A 23,472-nucleotide genomic window follows, 5' to 3' on the forward strand; every position below is an offset into this window, starting at 1 on the left:
CCACCGAGGATACCGGCTACTCCCATCATGTGGAAGGGGTTCAGCGTCCAGTTATGGAAGCCTTGGAAGAACAGCAAGAAGCGGAAGATCGAGGCCACGCCGAAGCTGGGGGCAAAGAACCAACCGGACTGTCCCAAGGGGTACAACAAGAACACGCTGACGAACACGGCAATCGGGCCGGTGAAGGCGATGGCGTTATAAGGACGAATTCCGACCAAACGAGCGATTTCAATTTGACGTAGGCAGAAGCCGATCAAACCGAAGGCACCGTGTAGGGCGACAAATGTCCACAACCCACCAAGCTGACACCAGCGGGAGAAATCGCCTTGTGCTTCAGGGCCCCACAAGAACACCAATGAGTGGCCGAGGCTGTTGGGCGGGGTGGAGACGGCTACGGTTAGGAAGTTGCAGCCTTCCAAATAGGAGGAGGCTAAACCGTGCGTGTACCAGGAAGTGACAAAGGTGGTGCCGGTGAGCCAGCCGCCGACGGCCAAGTAGGCGCAGGGGAAAAGCAGCAGGCCAGACCAGCCGATAAATACGAAGCGATCACGCTTTAACCAGTCATCGAGGGCGTCAAAGATGCCTCTTTGGGCTGGGGCGCGTCCGACTGCAATGGTCATTCCGAGAATCTCCAGATTTATATAAGTACGGGGGGTTGACAGTCTCGCCTGAATGCGTCTTGCTGCTTAGCAGAAAATCTGCCTTCTGGCGAGGTATCTTTACGTTTCTTTACCGTGCCTCTCATTATAGGGGTAAGTTTTCTAATTTTCCAACCCCCCTGATGAAATTTCTTAACAATATGGGAACGGGGGATGCCACTATGGACACGGGCAAGACACGCGGAGGCGGCAGAGCTAACTATGAGGGATGAATTATGAACGATGAAGTCCTGACATACTATAGAAAAAGGTTCTCCTGTGGAAATTTAATGGCCCATGTTTACAATTGATATTTCTTTAAAGATGACTCCGATGCCGGCGTCCATCCAACGCAAAAACCAAGAAGATGCTGAGGCTGCTTACCAGCAAGTGTTAGAGGCGATGCGTACCGGCCAGCCGGATCTGCTGGAACTTACCTGCGAACAAGTCCCTAATAAACGAGTCACTCTCCGCAGCAGTGAAATTAATGCTGTCCAGATTTATCAAAAACCTGGGACTTCGGCTGCTTCTGGCAGAGCTCCTGGTTTCGCGGGTATTTTGTCAGAATGAGCGATGCGCTTGCAAACGGGCCGGCCCCGGCAATTTCAGTACGGGAGCTTTGCTTTAGTTGGCCCAAGGGAGAACAAGTCTTAAAATCCTGCTCTCTGGAGGTTCCTAAAGGCGAGTTCTGGATGCTTTTGGGTACCAATGGCAGCGGCAAGTCTACTTTACTGCGATTGTTGGCCGGTTTGTTGCAGCCAAATTCAGGCGAGATTAGGGTTGAGGGCCAGATGGGGTTTGTTTTTCAAAACCCAGACCACCAGCTTGTTATGCCTACTGTTGGGGCTGATGTGGCTTTTGGTTTGGTCGAAGAAAAATTGTCTTTTGGGCAGGTCAAAACTAGAGTCCGCGAGGCTTTAGCGGCGGTTAACCTTGAGATGTTGGAACGCCGGCCTATTTATGCTCTTTCTGGCGGCCAAAAACAGCGGGTTGCTATTGCCGGTGCGATTGCGCGGCATTGTGAAGTTTTGTTGCTGGATGAACCAACGGCTTTGCTTGACCCTGACTCTCAGCTTGATTTAGTGGCGCAAGTTCGTTCGTTGGTGAAAAGTCGCGCTATAACGGCTTTGTGGGTGACTCACCGGCTCGATGAATTAAATTATTGTGATGGGGCGTTTTTGCTCGAACAAGGTGAACTTGCGGACAAAGGCGATCCAGAACGCTTAAAAGGCCGGCTTCTCGCTCTCTAGGCTATTGCTCTGCCCACCGGCCCCAACTGGCCCCAACCGGCCCCAACTGGCCCGCACCAAGACTCATAGTGGGCCGGTGGGTAGATCGCTCGCTCCAAGAATTGGACAGGCAAATCGTGCGAAAATAAAGCTATCGAGTATAATCCTGAATACATTTACTATTCTTTACATAGCGACAGACTTTGCTGGCCCTACTAAAACGAATCAGAGAAATTATCGATGGTTGGTGGTCGGAGTCCACCCTCCGCACGCGCTTGCTGGCTGCGGCGACTCTGGTGTTCTCCTTGGTGATGAGTGGCCTAACGTTCTGGGCGGTCAACACAATTGAGTATGATGCTCGCTTGAATGATACTCGCTTTGGCAGCGATTTAGGCTTGCTCCTTGCCGCAAATGTGGCCCCTCTCATTGGTGAAAATAATCGCGCTGAAGTTGCTAAGTTTTCCCACCGTTTTTATAGCAGCACTTCTAGTGTTCGCTATATGCTTTATGCCGATGAAGATGGAGATATTTATTTAGGAATTCCTTTTTCTGAGTCGGAGGTTCAAACTTCTTTAACGATTCGCCGGCGCATACAATTACCAGAAAATTATTCGGCTTCTTCGGAATTGCCTTTAGTCCGCCAACACCACACTCCTGACGGAGAAGTGACGGATATTTTTGTGCCGTTAACCCATGAGGGGAAATATTTGGGTGTCTTGGCTGTAGGGATTAATCCGAATATAACTTTAGGACGCTATTCTCATCTGACAAGAGATTTTACGATAGCGGTGTTTGTTTCAATTTGGGTGGTGGCAATTTTGGGTGGGGTTTTTAATGCTTTAACTATTACAAAACCGATTCGGGAATTGTTGGTTGGGGTAAAAAATATTACGGCAGGAAATTTTAATCAGCGAATTGATTTGCCTTTGGGTGGCGAGTTGGGTGAGTTGATTGTTAGTTTTAATGAAATGGCGGAACGGCTCGAAAGTTATGAAGAGCAAAATATTGAGGAATTAACGGCAGAAAAGGCGAAGTTAGAAACGTTGGTTTCGACGATTGCTGATGGTGCTGTTTTGATTGATACGAATTTGCAGGTGATTTTGGTTAATCCTACGGCGCGGCGAATTTTTGGCTGGGAAGGCAGAAATGTGGTAGGAGAAAATGTGCTACATCATTTGCCGGTGCAGGTGCAAGTTGAACTGACAAGGCCGCTTTATCAAACGGCAAGAGGCGAGAGAGAGGGCGGTGAGTTTCGGGTGACTTTATTAGAGCCGGCTAATCGGACGGTTCGGATTTTAATTACGACGGTTCTTGACCAATATCGTGAGAGTATAAAAGGCATTGCGATGACGGTGCAAGATATTACTCGTGAGGTGGAGTTGAATGAGGCAAAAAGTCAGTTTATTAGTAATGTTTCCCATGAGTTAAGAACGCCGTTGTTTAATATTAAGTCTTTTATTGAAACGCTGCATGAGTATGGGGAAGATTTGACGGAGGAACAGCGGAGGGAGTTTTTAGAGACGGCGAATAATGAAACGGATCGTTTGACAAGGTTGGTGAATGATGTTTTGGATTTGTCGAAGTTAGAGTCGTGTCGGATTTATCATTTGGAAGCGGTGGATATCGCGCAGCCAATTGAGCAAACTTTGCGAACTTATCAACTGAATTGTCGGGATAAGGGTATTGAGTTAGGCCATGAAATTGAAGCGGATTTGCCGCCGGTTTTGGGGCATTATGATTTGTTGTTACAGGTTTTTGCTAATTTAGTTGGCAATGCTTTGAAGTTTACGGAGTCTGGCGGACGGGTGGTTTTGAGGGCTTATTTGTTGGAGGCAAAACAGCTTTCTGGGAATAGGTTTAATGGGGAAGGTGAGTCATTTAGTTTGCTTGATCATAGTAATAAAAATGGCGATCATACGGCTTCACCTTCTGTGGTTCGGATTGAAGTTTCGGATACTGGTATTGGTATTGATCCTGAAGATCAGGCGGCGATTTTTGATCGGTTTTTCCGGGTAGAAAATCGGGTGCATACTTTGGAAGGTACGGGTTTGGGTTTGTCGATTGTTCGCAATATTATTGAAAAGCACCAAACTGCTGTAAATTTGGTGAGTGAGGTGGGGGTGGGAACGACTTTTTGGTTTGATTTGAGTGTTTATCAGGAGACGCAGGGGCCGGTTATTCCTCTTGAGATGCCGGTGGAAAAGGAAACAATTGCTTTGAGTGCTGGGGGTATTTAAGGTGAGTGCCGGCCTGGGGTAGGGGCGGGTTCATCAATATCTTTAATTCGTACCAGGGATCTAGGTTAACCGGCCCCTACTACTAAAATTAGTGGGGGTAATTTTTTGTTTTGACATATTGCGCCACCACCGGATTTAAACTAAAAAATGTGCTTTGTTCCATGTCTTTTTTCTCTACTAAAAATCGCCTTCCGAGGGATTGTATGCCATTTATTAAGTCAGAGGTAGAGATGTGGTTTTTGTTTAATATTTGTGATAGGGCAAGGGGTTCTGTTTCATTAGCTAGGTGAAGTATGAGGGATTGCTCTTGGGCTGTTAATCGCTGAAGTTGTTGGTATAAATGATTTTGCAATGATTCATCTAAAATGGTTGGGTCATATTTCAAAAAATCAGCGACTCTCCCGCTAAATAATTCTCTAATCAGGGTAGCGGTTATATTTAACCATTGAGGGTTTCCTTGATAAATATTAATAAGGGTTTCCCAGCTTTCTTGATCTAATAACTGATGGGAGTTTAAAATGTCTTTGGCGGCTATGCCTAAACTTCCTAAAATTAAGCTGTTAAAGGGATAACTTTCTTTTTCTAATTGGGCAATTTCTCTTGGTTTTTCGGAACTAATTAAGAGTAATGAGCTATTATGAGGAACTTGGGCGATTAGTTTGAAAAATAGGGGATAATCTTCATATCCTGTTTTATATTCTCCTGCAAGTTGTCCGCTATTGAAAAGTGCCTGTAGATCATCAAGGATAATTAAGCATGGGTGTTTTCGCAGGTAGTCGAGGGTTTGGGAAATTTTGGTTTCGATGTTTTGGGGTATTTCTGATGAGCCGGTGAAGATTTTTAGGAGGTTGGTGAGGGTTGTTTCTAGGTTTGGGGAAAACCGGAGACTGCGATAAATGATGTAATTAAATTCGGTTTTTATTCTGTCTATTAGGCGGATGGCTAGGGTGGTTTTTCCTATGCCACTTATTCCTAGAAGGGCGATGAGGCGTGTTTGTTTCTGTGTGATAAAGTTTTCTAGGGTTCCGAGTTCTGATGTGCGATTATAGAAGTTGAAGATTTCGGGTGCGTCGCCTAAGTCGATGTGGGGTTGAGTTGGGGTTTGTTGAGGTTGTAGGGGAGGAGTGCGCGATGGATCTTCAGATGTGAAAATATTAATATTATTGAATGTTGAATTATTTTGACAAACTCCTGAAATTGCTGGCGAAAAATTATTATTTTTTAGACTCTTAAATATAGCTTTAAAGTTTGACTTAGTAACTTTTTCGCCTAATGCTGATGAGAGAGTATTCCATAATTCATGTCCGACATTTTTAACATGACTTTCACTAAAGCCATTTTCTTTGGCAATTTCTGGGTAAGTTTGACCTTGGATAGTACCTTTGAGGACAGTTTTTTGTAAATGCTCTAGTTTCTTGCCGGTTTTGGCATAAACCAAAGCTTCGGCTTGTTTTAATACTTCCTCGATATCCATAAGTTAAGAAGTTAATGCTTAATTAAAATTGATTATATCCTACTTTTTATACTTTTCATACTTTTCGTACTTTCATTGGGTGACTATTTTTCGTACTTTTCAGACTTTACGCTAGAGATAGTTACTTCTAAGATAAAGTGATGCCTTGTTATCAATAAGTCCTAGCGATGGGGTAAGCCAGCCGGCAAAGCATGAAACCATGAAATATGAAATAGTCAAGGACAAAAAAGACTCAAGCAGCAAAGAGCCGGCAAGTAGCCTGAGCGAGACACCTCAGTGGAGATTAGATGAAATTGCCTTGTCAAAAAGTACCCTTGAGCAAATTGAGGAGATGATTGCTTATGTAAAAAATCGGGATAAGTTATTGGTGGAATGGGAGTTCAATCGGTTTCTGAAAACGGGTAATGGTTTAAGCATCAATTTTTTTGGCCCACCGGGTACTGGTAAAAGCATTACCGCCGAAGCGATTGCCCAAAAATTAGGGATGAGTATCATTAAAGTTAACTATGGAGAGTTAGAATCTGAATTAGTGGGTGGAACCTCAAAAAATCTCTCAAAGGTTTTTCAAGAAGCGGAAAAAAGCGGTAGTTTATTATTCTTTGATGAAGCGGATGCTGTATTAAGCAAAAGAATTTCAAATTTATCGCAAGCTGCCGATCATGGGGTTAATTCAGCAAAAAGCACTCTATTAACGCTGATAGATAAATTTAATGGGGTGATTATTTTTGCAACTAACCTATTTGAAAACTACGATGAGGCTTTTTTACGGAGGATCATATTTAATGTTGAGTTTCCTGTGCCAGATATGGAAATGAGGACTCAACTGTGGGAGTTTCATTTATCTAAAAAGATTCCCAAAAATATCAGTTACGAGAGAGCGGCGGAAATCAGCGAGGGTTTATGTGGCGGTGATATTAGAAATATCACGATTAAACTGGGTCTAAAATTGTTAGTTGGGAAAACCAACGTTGTTGATGAAGCTCTCATCACCGAAGAAATCAACAAATACAAAACTATCAAACTGCGTCACAAAAAAATTAATTTAGCAGATGCAGTTTTGGTAGAAGAGGAAAAAACTTCACATTTAGAGGAGCAATAAATTATGCCTTTCGATCCTATCAGTTGGATTATTATTTTTGCCATAGGTTTTGGGGGTGGAAGTGCTATTAATTATGATTGGAACAGAATTATGGAGGATATTAAAGCTTGGGCTAACCGTGTAGTGGGGGATATCCTAGATACAATTAATAAAGCTCTGGAGGTTGCTTCAGATGCCATTGTTTATTTACTCAAGGAGAAAAACCGCTATTACAAGCAAGTAGAAGTTTATGTGATGAACATAAACACCAATAATGTGAAAATAGTCATAGAGAAGGAAATAATAGAATATTCAGAAATTCCTGAAGAAATACGACAAGAACTAGAGCAAAAGATGAAAATAAAATTGATGAAGATGAAAACTTAAACTTTAAAGGGAAACCCCTATACCCTGCTTCAAACAATCAAAATTTTACCCTTAAAGTTTTGATTGTTTGGCATACTTGATAATTTTAAATCTTGAGGTTAATTTGGCAATGTCAATCCATGAAGAAGAAAATTTAGGATTTAAGTTTAATAGATTAGTTAACACTCTCAAAAAGATTCGCTCTAAAATATTAGAAGCATTCCAAGATAATGACAGTGATATTAGCAGTTTCAATAGTATAAAGGGAGAAATTTTAGATTTTGATTTACTGGAGGATGATATTAAAAATATCTATAAAAAAAATGGAGAAGATGGAAACTCGGTATTAGGAAGCCGTCTAGTTATTGATAAAAATAAAGATTTGATAGAAATTGAGATTTATAGCCAAAAAGGAGAGAAAAGCTTTGTCAATACTGTGACGGCTAAAATCAAGCGCGTGATAAATATTCCCCCTGATATCCTTGCAGAACTTAAAACTGAGGGGAGGGTTGAATTAAGTTTGAAGTTGGATGATTGATGAGACGGATCTACCTTCAGCAACTCATAAAATCATTGGTAATCCAAATCTAAAAACCACTCTAACAACTTTCACATCTCATCGGGTGGAAGTTGCCAAATCGCATTTTATATCTGTTCAACAGTCCACATCTGTTGTCCTAAATTACACTTGACTTAATTGATTTTATTATAAAACTAAGGAAAAGTCATCGGGTTAAACTACTTACCAAGTAACATAGTTTATTTGGCTGACTATCCCACCAAATAAAAGTATGAGTATCCAATAATAATTTCATGCACCGGCTGTCCAAAACTCTTCTGGTAATGGTTCATCAAAATCATTAGTTGTCAATATTTCTCCCTGGTGTAATCCAGCTATTCGAGGAGATTTTTTTTGGGAAATAGGAACTAGACGAGCCAGAGCGTTATTACCATCTGTTAGTAAAATCTCTGTTCCTTCATCAACAAGGTTTACCAATTCTTGCAGACTCATTTGTGCTACACTAATATCTACTGTTTTTTGCACTGCTGTCATAATTAATTGGCTTAATTTGCGAGGGTTTTGGTAGAAATTATATCTACCTATTTAAGTGTATCATATAATCGAAAATATTGCAAAATTTGATTGTCATTATCTGTCCAAAATACGGTTCTCTTTATCTTCCCTAAAGCGCGATAGCCCCTCTCTTCCCATCCAAAAATAATCCGTCAACTTCTCAAATTATCCAATACTATAACCGTCAACTCTGGTAAAGAAGGCAACCACGCATCATTTGTCAAAAAAAACGAAGCACCCTCACAGATAGCTGTAGCCATTTGAATAGAATCTGGTGAGCGCAAATTGTAAGTTGCTCTCAATTGTGCTGCTTTTTCAGCAATATCTGGAGTTAATTCAACAACTGTTAAACTTTCTTGATTGAGCAATATTTCTCGATATTCTTGAGCCAATATAGTGTTTCTCTGTCGCAGGGGATGTACTAGCACCTCTACAAGCGTTACTGTTGATGTCACTATCCTAAAATCACCGCGTTCAAAGGCTCTAAAGAAAAACCGCATCATTTCTATATACTTGGGGTTTTTCTCCATAAAGTAAATCAAAGGCGCGGTGTCTAATCCCACTATTTTTCCCTGTAGCTGAGCTATCCATTCCATGAATTTCGCTCCTGATTCACATATTCTTGAGCATCAATCCCATTCCAAATTTCCTCACCCAACCCTTCTAATTCTAAAATACTCCGCTTGGGTTTAGATTGAAAACGGTGACGAACATATACTAATAATTCTGAGATGAGTCGCAGTTGCTCATCTGGTGGAAGTTTTAGAACCTGAGTCAATGCGGCGCTGTAAGTAGACATAGATTTTTCATTCATATTTTTGGGCTGAGTATTATTATAGCAATTTAGGAGCGAGGAAAATAGGATCACCTTTATCTTCCCAAAATGGGATTAAACGTGACCAGGCAAATCCAACAACGCAATTAATAAAGCTTGATTCATCAGCAATAATAATGCTTGATCACTCTTGCTGATGAACCCTCCATAGGTTCTATTCGAGCATCATAGACTTCTCCCCGTTTCATATTCAGATTCCCCAAATTTCAACGCTTCCCAACTTGCTACCGCAAACTCAGCCTCCATCTGTATCACTTGCGCTTGATACTCATAATCTTGTGACATTTCAATCTGTGCGGCTTCAATTTCTGCTTGTTTGAGTGCTTCTAGCTCATCTAAAAGTTCCGCCGGTATAGTTATTGTTGTGCTGACTGTTTGATTTTTCATAATGATTTTCTGCATTCTTTACCAGATTTAAACATTGTTTAATTATGCCAGATAATCTGACATTTGGCAAAGCCTGAGCGCCCTTTTGTTTAACAAATATGATGACTTTTGAGTGAATTCAATTACACTAAAATCCATTGATTGAATCCCAACAGAAAAAATTACCTGGCTCCGTAAATTCGGTCTCCTAATAAAAATCACCGGCTCACTAAAACCACCACCACACTAATCAACAGCAATCCTAACAAACTCAACAAACCGCTGTTTCTCTCCAACCACAACCGCAACTGCTGAGAGGGTTTAATAACCGGCCTTTGTTGCAGTCTATTCTTTTCTTGGGAAATATCATCGTACAGAGTGCAAGTTTCAGCGTAGGGACGCTGGGGAAAGGTGCAGGTATCATCATGGTGGTAGGTGCAACTCTCACAAAGAAACTTACCGGCAACCGAACGATACAACGGAATCCCCGGATGGCCAAAGGCTTTGAGCTCAGTACGGCAATGGGGACAGGTAATAGTACCGGGTTTTATGGGTTGATTACACTTAGGACAGTTCGGCATTTGCTAATGGGGAGTTTTTGATATTTTGACAAAATAGAGTGGGAAGCTGGAAATCTACTGGCCGGCTTTTTTAATAAATGTAGGGGATGACAGAGCATGGATAGTAATGATTTGCTCAGGCAGCTTGTTATGATTGGCATCGGAACGACTTCGCTGGTGGCCGAAAAAATCCGCCAAGTCAGCGAGGAGTGGGTAAAAGATGGTAATCTCAACCCAGAACAAGCAAAAAAGTTTGCTGATGATTTGATGCAGCAGCTTAAGTCTGAGCAGGGAAGCTGGGAAACACAAGTGCAGCGACATCTCAAAAATGTTTTGCAAGATATGGGAGTCCCTCGTCAGTCAGAAATGGATGAGTTGCGGGGCCGGCTTGATCGCTTAGAGCGTCAGATACGAGATTTGGAAAATAAACTCTGGCGTTAAGTTGAGAGTGGGTAAATTTTGCGTTCAGGCGCAATAATCTGGCATTAAACTTAAGGTTGTAGTTTTAGGGATTTTTCACAATTAAGGGAGGATTGGTTTTGCGAGAAATTATAATTACCTTCAGCGTGATGGTGGTTTGTTTTCTGGTACTTGTGGTGGCCCAATTCACCGGCAACGGTTCTGAGGCTGTGGCTGCAAGTCTTAAATCAACCGAAACGCCAGTGGTTGTGACAACACCGAGTAAGGATGATCCCATTGCTCAATTTTTGCTTGCTCAGTCGCCAAGCGCGACTACTGAAAAGAATTCGGAGAATAAAAAAGTGGAAACAACGCCTTCAGGATTGAAATATGTTGATATTGAACAAGGAACCGGCGCCGAACCAAAAGCCGGTCAAACCGTAGTTGTACACTACACCGGCACTCTCGAAGATGGAACAAAATTTGATAGTTCCCGCGACCGAGGCCAGCCTTTTTCTTTTAAAATTGGCGTGGGTCAAGTAATTAAAGGTTGGGATGAAGGTGTCCTCTCGATGCGTGTTGGTGGAAAGCGTGAGTTAATTATTCCGGCTGAATTAGGATATGGTTCGCGGGGTGCCGGTGGTGTTATTCCTCCTAATGCAACTTTAAAATTTGATGTCGAATTGCTGAAAATTGGCAGTTAATTTTTGCTAGGTTGGGTCTATCCCCAACCTCCAATTTTAGGTTTTTTGGGTATTTAATGCCGGCCTGGAACTGCCAGGTTTCGGAATCGGGTAAATTGCGGGTCAAATAACAGTTTAATGGTGCCGGTGGGGCCGTTTCTGTGTTTGGCAATATTGATTTCTGCTATGCCTCGGTCGGGTGTATCCGGGTTATAATATTCATCTCGATAAAGCATAATTACTAAATCCGCGTCTTGTTCAATACTATTGTGAACAATTATATTATTTGCTACAAAATTATGCAGACCAGGAACAGTTAAATCGTACACTTCCTCCTCCCCACAGTATTCTATTGAAACTACCTCATCCCAATAAACCTCGCTATCGGTAAGAGTTGGTAAACACAAATGTTGCCCTGGTTTTAATTCATCAAGTCTTTTCCATCCATGAATTGTGAGAAATTTGTGATTGCCGGTGGCTGTAATTTTTCTCCCTAATCTAGTTTTTAAATTAAACACCGGCTTAATTCCTGTCGAAAAGGCATTGCTAACAATTGCCCTTTCTAATTTCATAGTAGATTCATTTAATGCCCAAACAGCAAAACCAACTTTTCCTATTAATTCCCTAATTGCTACATTAACACCGCTATCTGCTAAAGTCACCAAAGTGTCACCGGTTAAACATCCACTTTCTCTTAAATCTGATAACATTGGGCGTTTATTCGTGCGAGCCTCTACCCCCCGACTCAACTGCGATAAAGTCATCACCGGCACATTTAACTCTCTCGCTAAACCCTTCAAAGACCGCGTAATTCTTGATAACTCTTGCACTCGGTTATCCGGGTTTGCACCTTCCATTAATTGCAAATAATCAATTAAAACCAACCCTAAAACTCCCCCATTTTCCGCTTGCAGCCGGCGGGCTTGAGAACGCATTTCTGTCACGGTAATATTCGCCGTATCATCAATAAAAATTGGCAACTCCGTTAACGTTCCAATCGCATCGCTGAGGGGTTCCCATTCATTTTGACTAATTCTGCCGGTTCGCAAACGATTACTTTCAATACTTGCCTCCGAAGCAAGCATCCGTTGCACCAATTGCTCTTTCGACATTTCCAAACTAAAAACCGCCACCGGCAACCTATGAATCGCCGCAATACTATAAGCAATACCGATAGCAAAAGCCGTTTTTCCCATCGCCGGCCGGCCCGCCACAATAATTAAATCAGAACGCTGAAACCCGCCGGTAATCGCATCCAAATCATAAAAATTACAAGGCAAACCAGGCAAAGCCACCCCTTGATTACGATTTTCAATATCCTGAAAAGTCGAAATCAAAGTCTGCGAAATTGAAACCAACCCCCCCTTCGGACGCACCTGCGTCACATCAAAAACTGTTTGCTCAGCCTTATCTAATAAAGTTGGCAACTCCGTCGCCGTATCATATCCTAACTGGACAATCTCATTCCCAGCCCCAATCAACTTACGCCTTAAAAACTTATCAACAACTAACCCTGCATATTGGTCAATATTAACCGCCGATACCGTCCGCTCCACCAACTGCAATAACTTACTTTGTCCCCCAACCTTCTCCAGCAAATTGCGGTCAGCCAACCAAGCCGTTACCGTTAAAAAATCCGTAGGCCGGTGCTTGCTGTGCAGATCAATCGTTGCCTTATAAATCGTTTGATGAGCAATCAGCGAAAACATCTCAGGGCGGAGAGTTTCTGCAATCCGCGATAGTGCTTCAGGGTCAAGCAAAATTCCGCCCAAAATAGACTCTTCTGCCTCAATATTTTGGGGAGGAAGACGATTACCACTGCCTTGAAAGTTAGCTGATTCAACCATTTTAAAATTTTAGCAGCTATTTTCTTTTATCATCAGCAGATCCCATCCTGTAGATTTTAGATTTCAGATTGGCATCCAATCCAAAATCCAAAACCCACATCGGAAATTTTTTACAAAGCCGCCACAACAATTTCCACCACTGCGGTAACGTCTTGGTGCAATTTAACCTCTGCTTTGTAAGTTCCCAACTTACGGATATCTGGCAGAGTAATTCCGCGCCGGTCTACTTCTTGAGTGGTAGAAGCCAAAATCAAATCAGCCACTTCTTGAGTCGTCACAGTGCCGAAAATTGCATCGCCTTCACCCACTTGCTTATTAATCGTAAAACGACCGGCTGCTTCGAGAGCGGCTTTGCGAGTTTCCGCCTGTTGCTTTTCTTCCAAAAGCCGCTGACGTTCTTTTTCGCGCCGGCGTTCAACTTGTTTAAGAATGCCAGGGGTAGTCAAGACTGCCATTTTTTGGGGCAGTAAATAATTGCGAGCATATCCAGGGGCAACTTCCACAAGGTCGCCATTACTACCCAGTTTTTTTACATCTTGGGTTAAAACTAATTGAATCCGTTTAGACATGATTTTTTCCCGTTGTCAACAGCGCCGCTCGGTCGATTCGAGGCGTTTAAACACAAACCAAAACATCATATCATAGCTGATTTGGCTTTGAGCCGGCAAGTAGGCAGAGTTCGGGACTTCAGGGGACACCCACCAAGTTAGAAACCGGGTTTGTGAGGAAATATCTGCTGGAAACTCAGACAATATTCTCATAAAGCCAGTTTCTTTGCGCTTGTCCTCTGAGGCTAAAACTGCTCTTTGAGACCCCGTAACCGGCTGAAGGTTTGCACTTCAGAGGAGGCTTTGACAGCGTTTTGCAACCCAGGCTCATCCCAACGTAAAAAAGGATTCGTTTGCTTTTCTAACCCCAAAACAGAAGGAATTGTAGCTTCATCCCTGCTACGCGCTTGTTTAACCTGCTCAAAACGCTCTTTTAATTGCGGGTTGGCAGTATCCACAGTCAGCGCAAATCGCAAATTATTAAGCGTGTATTCGTGGGCACACCAAACCCGCGTGTTATCCGGTAAAGCTCGTAATCTACTCAAAGAATCAACCATTTGGGCCGGTGTACCCTCAAACAACCGGCCACAACCCCCCGCAAATATCGTATCCCCACAAAATAAATCCCCCATCTCCTCACCGGCCAGCGGCGGAAAATAATAAGCAATATGAGCCTTTGTGTGTCCCGGCACAAAAAACACTCTCGCCGTGCGGCCCGCAAACTCAACAAAATCGCCTTCTTGCAAAAACACCTGCTGGCCCGGAATGCGTCCTCGATCCTCCGCCCCACCATACACCCGCACCAGAGGAAAATGCTGCATTAACTCCGCATTCCCGCCAACGTGATCACTGTGATGGTGAGTATTAAAAATCGCCACCAACTCTGCACCCAAACTTTTTAACTGCTCAAGCACAGAAGATGCAACCGCCGGATCAACCACAGCCGCGATATTTTCCTGGCTGTCGTAGAGTAAAAATATATAGTTGTTAGAAAGTGCAGCCAGCCGGTAAATTTCCATTGTCATTTGTCCTTTGTACGAATGTGTTTTTTTTCCAATGACCAATGCCAACGAGCCCCTCTGCCTGCCCTGACCAATGACACTTGACCCCTATTGTCTTATGTTACGAAACCTATCAAATAAATCCAACCTTAACCTCGATGCACTGGCTCATCGCATTCTTACCCAAGAGCGAATTACCACTCAAGAGCATCTGGAAATTACCTCAGCCTTGCTCAGAGACTACCAACTCACTACGGAGATGCGCCAAGACCTTAACTTGATTTTTGAGCAAATTCAAGAAAAACGTATTTCGATAGTGGACTAAAAACCTAAAAATGTAATGAAAATTCTTCATGGCAGCAGTTGGTATTTGCCTGATACCTCTGGCGGCGTTGAGGTTTATATTGAGGAATTAGTAAAAAACTTGCGAGATTTGGGCATTTCTAGCACCGTCGCCGCCGCCCGCAAGACAACCGAACCAGACAACTACACCTATAACGGTACGGACGTTTACCGTTATCCCTGCAACCCTGAAACGGCAAGCATTGCAGAATATCAAGAACAAATCCCGCCAAAAGATTTTGAGTATTTCGCTGATTGGATAAACCGGCAAAAAGCCGATATCTATCACCAGCACTCTTGGCGATTTGGTTGTGGTGTCCAACACTTGCGGCTGGCGCACCGGCTGGGTTTACCCTCTATTGTCACTATCCACCTGTCAGAAGCCGTTTGTTTACGCGGTACGATGATGCGAAACGGAGAGACGGTTTGTGATGGACGTATTGATGAAACACTCTGCGGACGCTGTGTAGGAGTGCCGCCACGAGTCCCCGATTGGGCAATTGGGGCGTTAAGTAATTTACCTGCCCAATCTTCAAGCTTAGAAACTTATCTGCTGAACTCTCCCGAAGTCCGGCTGCGCCAGCTTGGCAGGGCCATCGGCATTCCGGGCCGCGTCAAAGCGCACCGGCACAAGCTTTTGGAAATGGCAGCTTTAGCAGATCGGATTATAGCGGTTTGTGAATGGCTTTATGAGGCGCTGTTAATTAATGGCGTTCCTGAGAAAAAAGTAGTGTTATGCCGGCAGGGTGTGGCTTCTAATATTGGTGGGGAATTGTTAAAAATTGAGAAGCGGGTATCGCCTATCGAAAAGCCTTTGCGGGTGGGTTTTTTGGGCCGGTGGCACGAAACCAAGGGGGCTGAGGTTTTGGTGGAGGCTGTACGGCGGTTGCCTGGTGATGTCAACATCGAACTGACTTTACACGGGATGGTACACGGAGAAAGTGACCGTTTAGCCCGCGACCGAGCGCTGGCTATTTCGCAGACAGACTCGCGCATCCGGGTGGCGGAAAAGTTATCTCGCCTTGAGGTGACACCGGCATTGATGAATTTTGATGTGTTGGCGGTGCCTTCGCAGTGTTTGGAAACCGGCCCGTTGGTGGTGCTCGAAGCGTTTAAACTGGGGGTGCCGGTGCTGGGTTCCGATATTGGCGGAATTGCTGAGTTGGTAAGGCATGGGGTAAATGGTTTGTTGGTTCCTGCTTTGGATGTGCAAGCTTGGGCTGATGCTTTGGCTGATTTGGCCCGGAATCGCTTAATGGTGGTGGGGTTGGGTGAGAATATTCACCACATCCCGGTGCGAACGATGGAAGATGTGGCGGCAGAAATGGCAGCAATTTATCGAGAGGTTGTTAGCCGGCAACAGGGGAATTAATTTTTTTAACCGCAGATGTATCGCAGACAAAATGCCGGTTTCACTTAAACAAATGACAAATGAAAAATGAAAAAGGAAAACGACTAAAAATTTCGATTTTGTCGCCTACTTTGTGTAAAGGCGGAGTAGACCGGGCTTATGTTTTGGGTCAAGCTTTACAAAAATTGAATTTTGATGTAGAAATTCTGGGGTTTTTGTTTGGGGGTAAAATTTATCCTGAACCGCCGCCAACGCTGGAAGTTAAGGCTGTGCAGGCTTCGGGCTTGCCGCAGGTGTTGAGGTATGGGGCAGAAATTTTAAATAAAATAGAGGGAGATATTATTTATGCAGTTAAGCCAAAACCTACGAGTTTTGGGGTAGGTTTGTGCGGGAAAATGTTGGGGAAGCGGCCTATTATTTTAGATATTGATGATTGGGAGTTAAGTTGGTGTGGAGGGGATGAGGGGCGTTACCGGCCAAGTTTGAAACAATTGGCTAGAGATATTTTCAAAAAAGATGGGGCGTTGCGGGATGTGTCTCATCCTGTTTATTTGCGGTGGATGGAAAAGCTGGTAAAACAAGCGGATGCGGTGACGGTGGATACGAGTTTTTTGCAACAGCGTTTTGGGGGTGTTTATGTGCCGAATGGGAAAGATACTTGTTTGTTTAATCCAGAGCATTTTGATGCTGAGGCAAGTCGAATTCGCTATGGTTTGGCTGGGTTGCGGGTGTTGATGTTTCCGGGGGCTCCTCGTCCTCATAAGGGACTGGAGGATGTTTTGATGGCTCTTGACCGGCTTAATCATCCCGATTATAAATTGATAATTGTCGGCGAAAATCCGTATGATAACTACGACGAAATTTTGATTTCTCGCTGGGGTCGCTGGATCGTAAAGTTACCTGCGGTGCCGGTGGTAGAAATGCCTGCGGTGGTGGCGGCGGCGCACGTTGTGGTTGTCCCCCAACGCGATGAATTGACGGCGGTGGCGCAATTTCCGATTAAACTCTCTGAGGGGATGGCAATGGCGAAGCCGGTTTTGGCAACTCGTGTGGGGGATATTCCGGCAATTTTAGGGGAGACTGGTTTTTTGGTGGATGCCGGCCGGCCTGACCAAATTGCTGCGACGCTGGAGGCGATTTTTCAGGATTTAGAACAGGCTAATCTGCGGGGTGCGATGGCAAGAGCGCGTTGTATTGAGAGCTATAGTCTTGATGCGATGGCGGAGATTTTATCTGGGGTGCTGCGTTCGGTTCTGTTATAGTTGATTTTTGGATATTACATGAGGGTTAATGCTAAAAGTATTTGGGTTTTTGGGTATGGGGTCGTCACCCCGCAGCGGCCCCTATAAAGGGTGGTTTTTTGCTAGGATTGTGTTAATAATTAGAAAAAATTTTCGGGTTTTCCAAGTTTTAAAAATTAGAGAATTTCTGAGAAGGAAAGCTTTTAATTTAATCGCAAATGTCTAGCACCGGCGATGCCTGCCCCACAGATTAACGCAGATAAAATTTTGCATATATCGGGGTGTCAATTATCTAAAATATAACTGAGCTTTGTTAATCTGCGGTTAAATTAAACTAACCATAATCACTGACAAAACTTATTTGATTATCATGCCAGTTTTATCGGCAAATTTTTTGACCGGCTCTGTGTCTGTATCGATTCCTTTACCACCGACCCCTTGTCCACAATTGGGATGGCTCTATGTTTACTAATAAGCTAATTCTCAAATTCGCTCAATACTATCCTGGGAAAATTTTTTTAACGATTGCTCTTGGCTTTTCGGGAGCATTATTTAATGGGGTGAGCACGACTTTAATTGTGCCGGTTATTTTAAGTTTGCTAAATCAAACGGTAGATTTAAAAGAGGCTCCGCCGATTATCAAGTTTTTGTTAATGCCGTTTGTCGGTGTCCCCGCTGACTACCGGATCACGGTGATGGCTATTTCGATTGTGTTGGCGATTAGTTTTAAAAATTTGGCCGGTTATGGCAGTACCTTACTCTCAGTTTCTTTGACAAGAAATTTAACGGCAGATTTACGCGAAGCTGGTTTAAAATTGCTTTTAGATGTAGATTTAGATTTTTATTCTAAAATGAAAGTCGGTGATTTAATTAACCGGCTTGGTGCAGAGGTGGGACGCACTGCTAATGCAATTAGTACGACTATTCAACTGATTATCACAGCAATTACGGTATTTGTTTTTATTGGCTTATTGGTGGCAATTTCTTGGGAGTTGACGCTGGTTTCTTCCCTGTTATTATCCTTTGTGGCTTTAGTTAATCAGTTTGCAATTAGCCGCTCAAAATATTTTGGCAAACTGCTTTCAGAAGCTTCTAAAGCTTATTCTGTTCGCGTCTTAGAAACTCTCAGCGGTATCCGGTTGGTGAAATCCACGAGTAATGAAGAACGCGAATATGAACAAATCAAACAATTAATCCGCGAACGGGAAAAGGCAGATTTTCAATCAGAAGCAAATTATGCTGCTATTTCGCCTTTAACAGAAGTCAGCAGTATTATTGCTTTGTTATTAATTGTGTTTTTAGGACGGACTTTTTTTGCCGAGCAAATGCAATCTATTTCAACGGTTTTGTTAACTTATTTATTAGTTCTGTTTCGGTTATTACCGCAAATTTCTCAACTCAATAGTGCCCGCAGTCACCTTGCTAATACCTCCGCCAGCGTTGAAGTTGTTAATGATTTTTTGCGGCGGGATAATAAGCATTTTATGGTAAATGGCAGACTTCCCTATAGTGGTTTAAAAGAAGCCATACATTTTAAAGATATTTCCTTTTCTTATCCCGATCATGCAGAAATTGTCCTCAGTGATATTAATTTATATTTGCCGCGAGGAACAACTTTAGCTCTGGTGGGAGGAACCGGCTCCGGCAAAACTACTTTAGCAGATTTGTTACCCCGATTTTATGACCCTACTAGGGGTTCTATTTTAATTGATGGCCGTGATTTGCGAGAATTTGATCTCAAAACTTTACGCCAATCAATGGGAATTGTTAGCCAACATACTTTTTTATTTAATGATACGGTTCGCAATAATATTGCCTATGCGCGTCCCGAAGCAACCGAAGAAGAAATTATGGAAGCTGCAAATCGCGCTAATGCTTATGAGTTTATTGTAGATTTGCCCGAAGGATTTAATACTGTGATTGGTGATCGCGGCGACCGGCTTTCTGGTGGCGAACGTCAGCGAATTGCTATTGCGCGAGCTTTGTTACAAAATCCAGAAATTTTAATTTTAGATGAAGCTACAAGTGCTTTAGATACTGTTTCCGAAAGGTTGGTACAATTAGCCTTAGAAGAATTAAGCCGAAATCGTACAACTTTGGTGATTGCTCACCGGCTTTCTACTGTTCAAAAAGCTGATCAAATAGCGGTGTTAAAAAAAGGCCGAGTTGTAGAATTAGGTTCCCATGAAGAACTTTTACGCAAAAAAGGTGGCGATTATGCGCGGTTATATTCGATGCAGTTTTTGCAGCAAGTCACGCGCGATGAAGCTTTGTTTCGCGCTTCTTATGAAATTAGAAGCCGGTTAAATCCGATGATGGGTTTTCTCAGATTGCTGGCTGATGATATGGTAGATTCTCAAGAAGAGCGAGATGAATTAGTCAAAGAGTCTTCTGTTTCAGCTTCTCGCATTTTAGAAATTTTAGAAGAAATTGAAGATTATGTACGCTTGCGCCGGGGTTCTTAAATGATAGGCGGATCAAATTTATTTAGGGTCTTTTTTTTGGGTTTGATAGTTTAGGATGAGCTAAGTAAGTCAACTTAATTAAACTCTATATGTAATGTAGGTAGGGTAGAGGAACGAAACCCAACACTCTCGACGCTTTGATGGGTATCGCTTACGCTCTACCCATCCTACAAATAATTAAGTGCTTCTACTTAAGAGTTTTTTAACTGTAAGGCAGGCAGGATGCCCGCCCCACAAATCTAAGGCAGGCAGGATGCTCGCCCCACAGATTTTTGTTTGTTTTTTAGATTGATTGATTTTTTATTATTTGATTGGAGAGCCAGTTTAAGAGATTAAGTTCGTGTAAAATAACTTGTCTTGCTTCAGCAATAGCCGGTAGAGATTCGCGCCATAAATCAGGGCTGGCAATGGCTTCTTTAATAAAATTAATGCCGTTTTTATCTAAGCTAGGCAGACGTAGAAAACTGCCGGCTGGTAAGAGCTTATCTGCGGCTGGCCCGCCATAATAAATAGGCAAACACCAAGCAAGTAAAGCATCCCATAATTTCTCTGTTACATACCAAGAATTGCCGGCATAATTTTCTATTGCTAAATTGTAATAATACGGTGCCATCGCGTGCCACTTATTACTGAGAGCGCCATTACTTTTTGCCCAAACCGGCAAATTTCGACCATACAAATCAAAATTTAATTCTTGTTCTTGGGCAGTTTTTAGAAAATCCAAACGTTGCCGGTGATTGTTGCTGCGATCTATCCCTGATGTAATCCACGAACAAGCTTTAACTTTTTCAGGAGCCGGCATTTCATTGAGTTCTCTAAAAGAGTTACCATGATACCAAATAGCCGGCATATAATCGGGAATAGGCGCTAAATCATCCGGCGCATAAACATAACCACAATAGTCTTTTGACACCTGATAATTTATCTTATAAATCTCCACATATTCATCTAAAGGAGGTTCGCGCCATAAAGAAATAATCCGCTCCTTGGGAACGCCGCGAAACAAAGGTAAAATTATTTCATCTCGGCTGGGTGCCGGTTTCCACCCTTGAGTTAAAAAAGACTTTAAACGTTGCTTTTTTGTAGGCGGATAAAGTTGAGGAAATTCAAAATTATATAAAACTAAAAAATCCGGTTTTTCAGCATTGGCTATCATTTGAACATTTCCCCACCGGCCAAAATTACCCGGTGTTTGATGCCATAACCAATCACTTTGAGCACGGGCGAGGGGTTCATTTTGACCTAAGGTAACGTAACTTGTCACCATGCCGGCAATTTTTGCTTCCATACCAACTCTGATTAAAACAAGCAACCTATTTGTGGGGCAGGCATCGACGCTGCTTTACATCTGCGGTTAAAAAATAACACCCTATCCAAAAAGCTAAAAAACCTCACAAAAGACTGATAAAAATCTGATGTAATTTGATCAATCCTCACCCCGTCTTAACAAATATAAGAAATTTAAAAAACGCAGAGATTTTTTTCTCTGCGTTTGTCAAAAATCTATATTTAGCGCATTGAATCGAGGTCGAGAGCTTCTGATCCACCGCGTTCGAGTTCTGCTAAAACTCGGCCTAATTGTGACCACACTAAACGGGCGACTAAAAGGGTGAGTGCGACTGAAACAAAATAGGCGAATTTACCAGGAATTCCAAAAACTTGTAACCCAGAAGCTAGAAAAACTGCAATCCCTCCAGAAATGCCTAAAAATGGCGTTAAAAGTTGAGCGCCTTGGAGGTTTTTTAGGGTTTGAGTTGAGCGGTTTTTTGACCATTCTTGCACCAATTGACGCAGGGTTTTGTCAAAGGCTGCACCGGCTGCTATACCGGCCAGCAAACTCGCTACAAATAAAAAATACGGGGGTTCTGGGATGTAATAGTAGTAGTACACGAATTGACTCCTGGGTGTTGTGAAAAAATAGGGGCTTTGCCTAATTTAAGAACGGGAAAATGCCGGTAAAATTGCTGCCGCACCTTCGCTGCCAAATTCTGCTAACGCAACCAAGGCTGCATTAAAGATGCGGTTAGGTTGTAAATCCTCTTTAACAAGGTTCCACAAACGCCGCACTTCTTCGGTGTGGAGGCGCTCATCTTCGGTGAGGGCTACCAGCAATTTATGACGGAGAAATTTGCCTTCCTCGGAGAGCAAATACTGCAAGCCTAACTGGGCTGTTGGCAGCAGATCAAAGCTTTTATCAGCGCGGGCAATGGCAATCAGGTTCTCTAGGCGTTCCCATTGGAATTTACCATTTTTAAACAACACTTCTATTAACCGGCGTCTTAATTGCGCTGATTCGCCGGTCAGCAAGCGTCTTGCTACATAAGGATAGGCGATTTCTACAATTTTGAAGTCAGGATTTAAGGTCAGGGCTAAGCCTTCTTGTGTCACCAAAGAACGGATAATTAAGGCAAATTTGGCCGGCACTCGGAAGGGGTAATCATACATTAATTCGCTGAATCGGTCGGTGATAGTTTTAAAATTGAAGTTGCCGACGCTTTCTCCTATTATGTCCCCTAAGACTGTTTCTAAAGCCGGCACAATTGGCCAAATATCGGTTTCTGGTGTTAAAAATCCGAGCTTGACAAAATCTTCAGCAAGTGCTATGTAATTCTTGTCAATTAAATGCACGACAGAATCGACTAGAGTTTCTTTGGTGTTTTCTTCTAGTTGATCCATCATCCCAAAATCTATATAAGCCAGTCGTCCATCAGGCATGGCAAACAAGTTTCCGGGGTGAGGATCGGCGTGGAAAAATCCAAATTCTAGGAGTTGTTGTAAGCCGGATTCTACTCCTATTCTTACTAGGGTGTCGCTATCAAGACCGGCAGCTTTAACTTGAACTGTATCTGTTAGTTTAAAGCCGTTAATCCACTCTAGGGTTAAAACGCTATTCGTGCTATAACGCCAGTAAATATCAGGGACTTTTATTTGGGGGCTGTTGCTGAAATTGACGGCAAATTTTTCGGCGTTTCTTCCTTCGTTTATATAGTCGATTTCTTCAAAAAGTTTGATGCCAAATTCATCGACAATTAGGGTGAGGTCGTGTCCTAAATTCAGCGGTAGCCAGGGTGCTATCCAACCGGCAGCCCAACGCATTAAATAAAGATCCAACGTAATAATAGGTCTTAAGTTCGGTCGCTGAACTTTTACTGCTACATCTTCGCCGGTGTGCAGTTTGGCTTTGTACACTTGCCCTAATGATGCTGCTGCTACCGGATTTTCTGAAATTTCGCTGTAGAGTTCTCTGGCCGGCTTGCCTAGTTGGCTTTCGATGATCCGAAAAGCGATTTCGTTGGGAAATGGCGGTAGGCTGTCTTGTAGCTTCACCAGTTCTTCGAGAAAGTCTTTGCGGATTAAGTCGGGTCTTGTAGACAATGCTTGACCGACTTTGATGGCTGTCGGGCCGAGGGCGGTTAAAATTTTTCTTAGTTGTTCGGCTCTTTGCGATTTGTGTTCGCTTTGTTGGTGTTGTCGGCTGTCTTGCCACATCCCTAATACAAAGCCGGTGAAGAACCAAAAGATTTTGATAGCTCGCCCGATGACTTTCCAAGGACGGAAGCGGTAATACCGGCGTATTGCTTCCGCATCGTATTTTTTTGTCGCTCCTAAGTTATCTTGGGTGCGTGTTCTGAATGTCTGCTGAGCCATGCTGTTATTTGCCGTTTTCATTTATGTAGTTTTCCCAAGCCCGGAGGGGTACGTCTCTACTTACCACAGATATTTTTATCTTTTTGTTA

Annotated in this window: 25 protein-coding genes and 1 pseudogene; 12 read left to right on the forward strand and 14 right to left on the reverse strand. The window is 43.0% G+C overall.

The window, feature by feature from the left end:
* A pseudogene (locus tag NG798_RS00005) lies at positions 1-620 on the reverse strand (photosystem II D2 protein (photosystem q(a) protein)); the annotation flags it as partial.
* Between the two features lie 315 nt (positions 621-935).
* Between NG798_RS00005 and NG798_RS00010 the strand changes: the two are divergent.
* Positions 936-1,208: a hypothetical protein gene (locus tag NG798_RS00010; protein WP_261219718.1), complete on the forward strand. Its 273-nt coding sequence runs from the start codon at positions 936-938 to the stop codon at positions 1,206-1,208.
* Complete coding sequence (locus NG798_RS00015) at positions 1,205-1,888, forward strand: energy-coupling factor ABC transporter ATP-binding protein (RefSeq protein WP_261219719.1); 684 nt, start codon at positions 1,205-1,207, stop codon at positions 1,886-1,888. Before NG798_RS00010 ends, NG798_RS00015 begins: the two co-directional genes overlap by 4 nt.
* On the opposite strand, the gene NG798_RS00020 is transcribed toward NG798_RS00015, so the two are convergent.
* The gene (locus NG798_RS00020) at positions 1,885-2,043 is read right to left on the reverse strand and encodes a hypothetical protein (protein WP_261219720.1); all 159 of its coding nucleotides are present in this window, start codon (positions 2,041-2,043) and stop codon (positions 1,885-1,887) included. The two genes, NG798_RS00015 and NG798_RS00020, sit on opposite strands and share 4 nt — an antisense overlap.
* A 27-nt stretch (positions 2,044-2,070) precedes the next feature.
* On the opposite strand from NG798_RS00020, the gene nblS reads away from it, so the two are divergent.
* Complete coding sequence (gene nblS / locus NG798_RS00025; protein WP_261219721.1) at positions 2,071-4,104, forward strand: two-component system sensor histidine kinase NblS; 2,034 nt, start codon at positions 2,071-2,073, stop codon at positions 4,102-4,104.
* A gap of 88 nt (positions 4,105-4,192) precedes the next feature.
* Here the strand turns inward: nblS and NG798_RS00030 are convergent, their stop codons facing one another.
* Complete coding sequence (locus tag NG798_RS00030) at positions 4,193-5,578, reverse strand: ATP-binding protein (protein WP_261219722.1); 1,386 nt, start codon at positions 5,576-5,578, stop codon at positions 4,193-4,195.
* A gap of 199 nt (positions 5,579-5,777) precedes the next feature.
* Between NG798_RS00030 and NG798_RS00035 the strand changes: the two genes are divergently transcribed.
* From NG798_RS00035 to NG798_RS00045, 3 genes are all read left to right on the forward strand, one after another.
* Entirely contained in the window at positions 5,778-6,677 is a 900-nt protein-coding gene (locus tag NG798_RS00035; protein WP_261219723.1) for an ATP-binding protein, read from the forward strand.
* A 3-nt stretch (positions 6,678-6,680) separates the two neighbouring features.
* Entirely contained in the window at positions 6,681-7,043 is a 363-nt protein-coding gene (locus NG798_RS00040) for a hypothetical protein (RefSeq protein WP_261219724.1), read from the forward strand.
* Positions 7,044-7,152: 109 nt separating this feature from the next.
* A complete protein-coding gene (locus NG798_RS00045; protein WP_261219725.1) occupies positions 7,153-7,560 on the forward strand; it encodes a hypothetical protein in 408 nt (135 codons plus the stop codon).
* 273 nt (positions 7,561-7,833) lie between these two features.
* On the opposite strand, the gene NG798_RS00050 is transcribed toward NG798_RS00045, so the two are convergent.
* The 5 genes from NG798_RS00050 to NG798_RS00070 form a co-directional block, all read right to left on the reverse strand.
* Positions 7,834-8,076, reverse strand: a complete 243-nt coding sequence (locus NG798_RS00050; RefSeq protein ID WP_261219726.1) for a type II toxin-antitoxin system Phd/YefM family antitoxin — start codon at positions 8,074-8,076, stop codon at positions 7,834-7,836.
* A gap of 173 nt (positions 8,077-8,249) precedes the next feature.
* Positions 8,250-8,693: a PIN domain-containing protein gene (locus tag NG798_RS00055; protein WP_261219727.1), complete on the reverse strand. Its 444-nt coding sequence runs from the start codon at positions 8,691-8,693 to the stop codon at positions 8,250-8,252.
* Complete coding sequence (locus NG798_RS00060; RefSeq protein WP_261219728.1) at positions 8,681-8,911, reverse strand: hypothetical protein; 231 nt, start codon at positions 8,909-8,911, stop codon at positions 8,681-8,683. Before NG798_RS00060 ends, NG798_RS00055 begins: the two co-directional genes overlap by 13 nt.
* Positions 8,912-9,097: 186 nt before the next feature.
* Positions 9,098-9,319 carry a hypothetical protein gene (locus NG798_RS00065; RefSeq protein WP_261219729.1) on the reverse strand — a complete coding sequence of 74 codons (222 nt, stop codon included), beginning with the start codon at positions 9,317-9,319 and terminating at the stop codon, positions 9,098-9,100.
* 197 nt (positions 9,320-9,516) lie between these two features.
* Entirely contained in the window at positions 9,517-9,879 is a 363-nt protein-coding gene (locus NG798_RS00070) for a zinc ribbon domain-containing protein (RefSeq protein ID WP_261219730.1), read from the reverse strand.
* 96 nt (positions 9,880-9,975) lie between these two features.
* Here NG798_RS00070 and NG798_RS00075 point away from each other — a divergent pair, with 96 nt between their 5' ends.
* Positions 9,976-10,299 carry a phasin family protein gene (locus tag NG798_RS00075; RefSeq protein WP_261219731.1) on the forward strand — a complete coding sequence of 108 codons (324 nt, stop codon included), beginning with the start codon at positions 9,976-9,978 and terminating at the stop codon, positions 10,297-10,299.
* Between the two features lie 98 nt (positions 10,300-10,397).
* Positions 10,398-10,961 carry an FKBP-type peptidyl-prolyl cis-trans isomerase gene (locus NG798_RS00080; protein ID WP_261219732.1) on the forward strand — a complete coding sequence of 188 codons (564 nt, stop codon included), beginning with the start codon at positions 10,398-10,400 and terminating at the stop codon, positions 10,959-10,961.
* A 53-nt stretch (positions 10,962-11,014) separates the two neighbouring features.
* Here NG798_RS00080 and dnaB read toward each other — a convergent pair whose 3' ends face one another.
* The 3 genes from dnaB to gloB form a co-directional block, all read right to left on the reverse strand.
* On the reverse strand, positions 11,015-12,787 hold the full coding sequence (gene dnaB, locus NG798_RS00085) for a replicative DNA helicase (RefSeq protein WP_261219733.1): 1,773 nt from the start codon (positions 12,785-12,787) through the stop codon (positions 11,015-11,017).
* Between the two features lie 110 nt (positions 12,788-12,897).
* On the reverse strand, positions 12,898-13,356 hold the full coding sequence (gene rplI / locus NG798_RS00090; protein WP_261219734.1) for a 50S ribosomal protein L9: 459 nt from the start codon (positions 13,354-13,356) through the stop codon (positions 12,898-12,900).
* 224 nt (positions 13,357-13,580) lie between these two features.
* Complete coding sequence (gloB, locus tag NG798_RS00095; protein WP_261220519.1) at positions 13,581-14,354, reverse strand: hydroxyacylglutathione hydrolase; 774 nt, start codon at positions 14,352-14,354, stop codon at positions 13,581-13,583.
* A gap of 100 nt (positions 14,355-14,454) precedes the next feature.
* Here gloB and NG798_RS00100 point away from each other — a divergent pair, with 100 nt between their 5' ends.
* From NG798_RS00100 to NG798_RS00115, 4 genes are all read left to right on the forward strand, one after another.
* Positions 14,455-14,661 (forward strand): hypothetical protein, encoded by a 207-nt coding sequence (locus tag NG798_RS00100; protein WP_261219735.1) that lies wholly within the window; start codon positions 14,455-14,457, stop codon positions 14,659-14,661.
* A 15-nt stretch (positions 14,662-14,676) separates the two neighbouring features.
* The gene (locus tag NG798_RS00105) at positions 14,677-16,050 is read left to right on the forward strand and encodes a glycosyltransferase (RefSeq protein ID WP_261219736.1); all 1,374 of its coding nucleotides are present in this window, start codon (positions 14,677-14,679) and stop codon (positions 16,048-16,050) included.
* A 59-nt stretch (positions 16,051-16,109) separates the two neighbouring features.
* On the forward strand, positions 16,110-17,291 hold the full coding sequence (locus tag NG798_RS00110) for a glycosyltransferase family 4 protein (RefSeq protein ID WP_261219737.1): 1,182 nt from the start codon (positions 16,110-16,112) through the stop codon (positions 17,289-17,291).
* A 440-nt stretch (positions 17,292-17,731) separates the two neighbouring features.
* Positions 17,732-19,735: an ABC transporter ATP-binding protein gene (locus tag NG798_RS00115; protein WP_261219738.1), complete on the forward strand. Its 2,004-nt coding sequence runs from the start codon at positions 17,732-17,734 to the stop codon at positions 19,733-19,735.
* 283 nt (positions 19,736-20,018) lie between these two features.
* Here NG798_RS00115 and NG798_RS00120 read toward each other — a convergent pair whose 3' ends face one another.
* The 3 genes from NG798_RS00120 to NG798_RS00130 all read right to left on the reverse strand — a co-directional run bounded on the left by NG798_RS00120 (position 20,019) and on the right by NG798_RS00130 (position 23,383).
* Positions 20,019-21,023: a glycosyltransferase family 10 domain-containing protein gene (locus tag NG798_RS00120; protein ID WP_261219739.1), complete on the reverse strand. Its 1,005-nt coding sequence runs from the start codon at positions 21,021-21,023 to the stop codon at positions 20,019-20,021.
* Positions 21,024-21,244: 221 nt separating this feature from the next.
* Positions 21,245-21,625 carry a hypothetical protein gene (locus NG798_RS00125; protein ID WP_261219740.1) on the reverse strand — a complete coding sequence of 127 codons (381 nt, stop codon included), beginning with the start codon at positions 21,623-21,625 and terminating at the stop codon, positions 21,245-21,247.
* A 45-nt stretch (positions 21,626-21,670) separates the two neighbouring features.
* Positions 21,671-23,383: an AarF/ABC1/UbiB kinase family protein gene (locus NG798_RS00130; RefSeq protein WP_261220520.1), complete on the reverse strand. Its 1,713-nt coding sequence runs from the start codon at positions 23,381-23,383 to the stop codon at positions 21,671-21,673.
* Between the last annotated feature and the right edge of the window lie 89 nt (positions 23,384-23,472).

Origin of the sequence: Ancylothrix sp. D3o, assembly GCF_025370775.1 — a bacterium.
Taxonomy (GTDB): domain Bacteria; phylum Cyanobacteriota; class Cyanobacteriia; order Cyanobacteriales; family Oscillatoriaceae; genus Ancylothrix.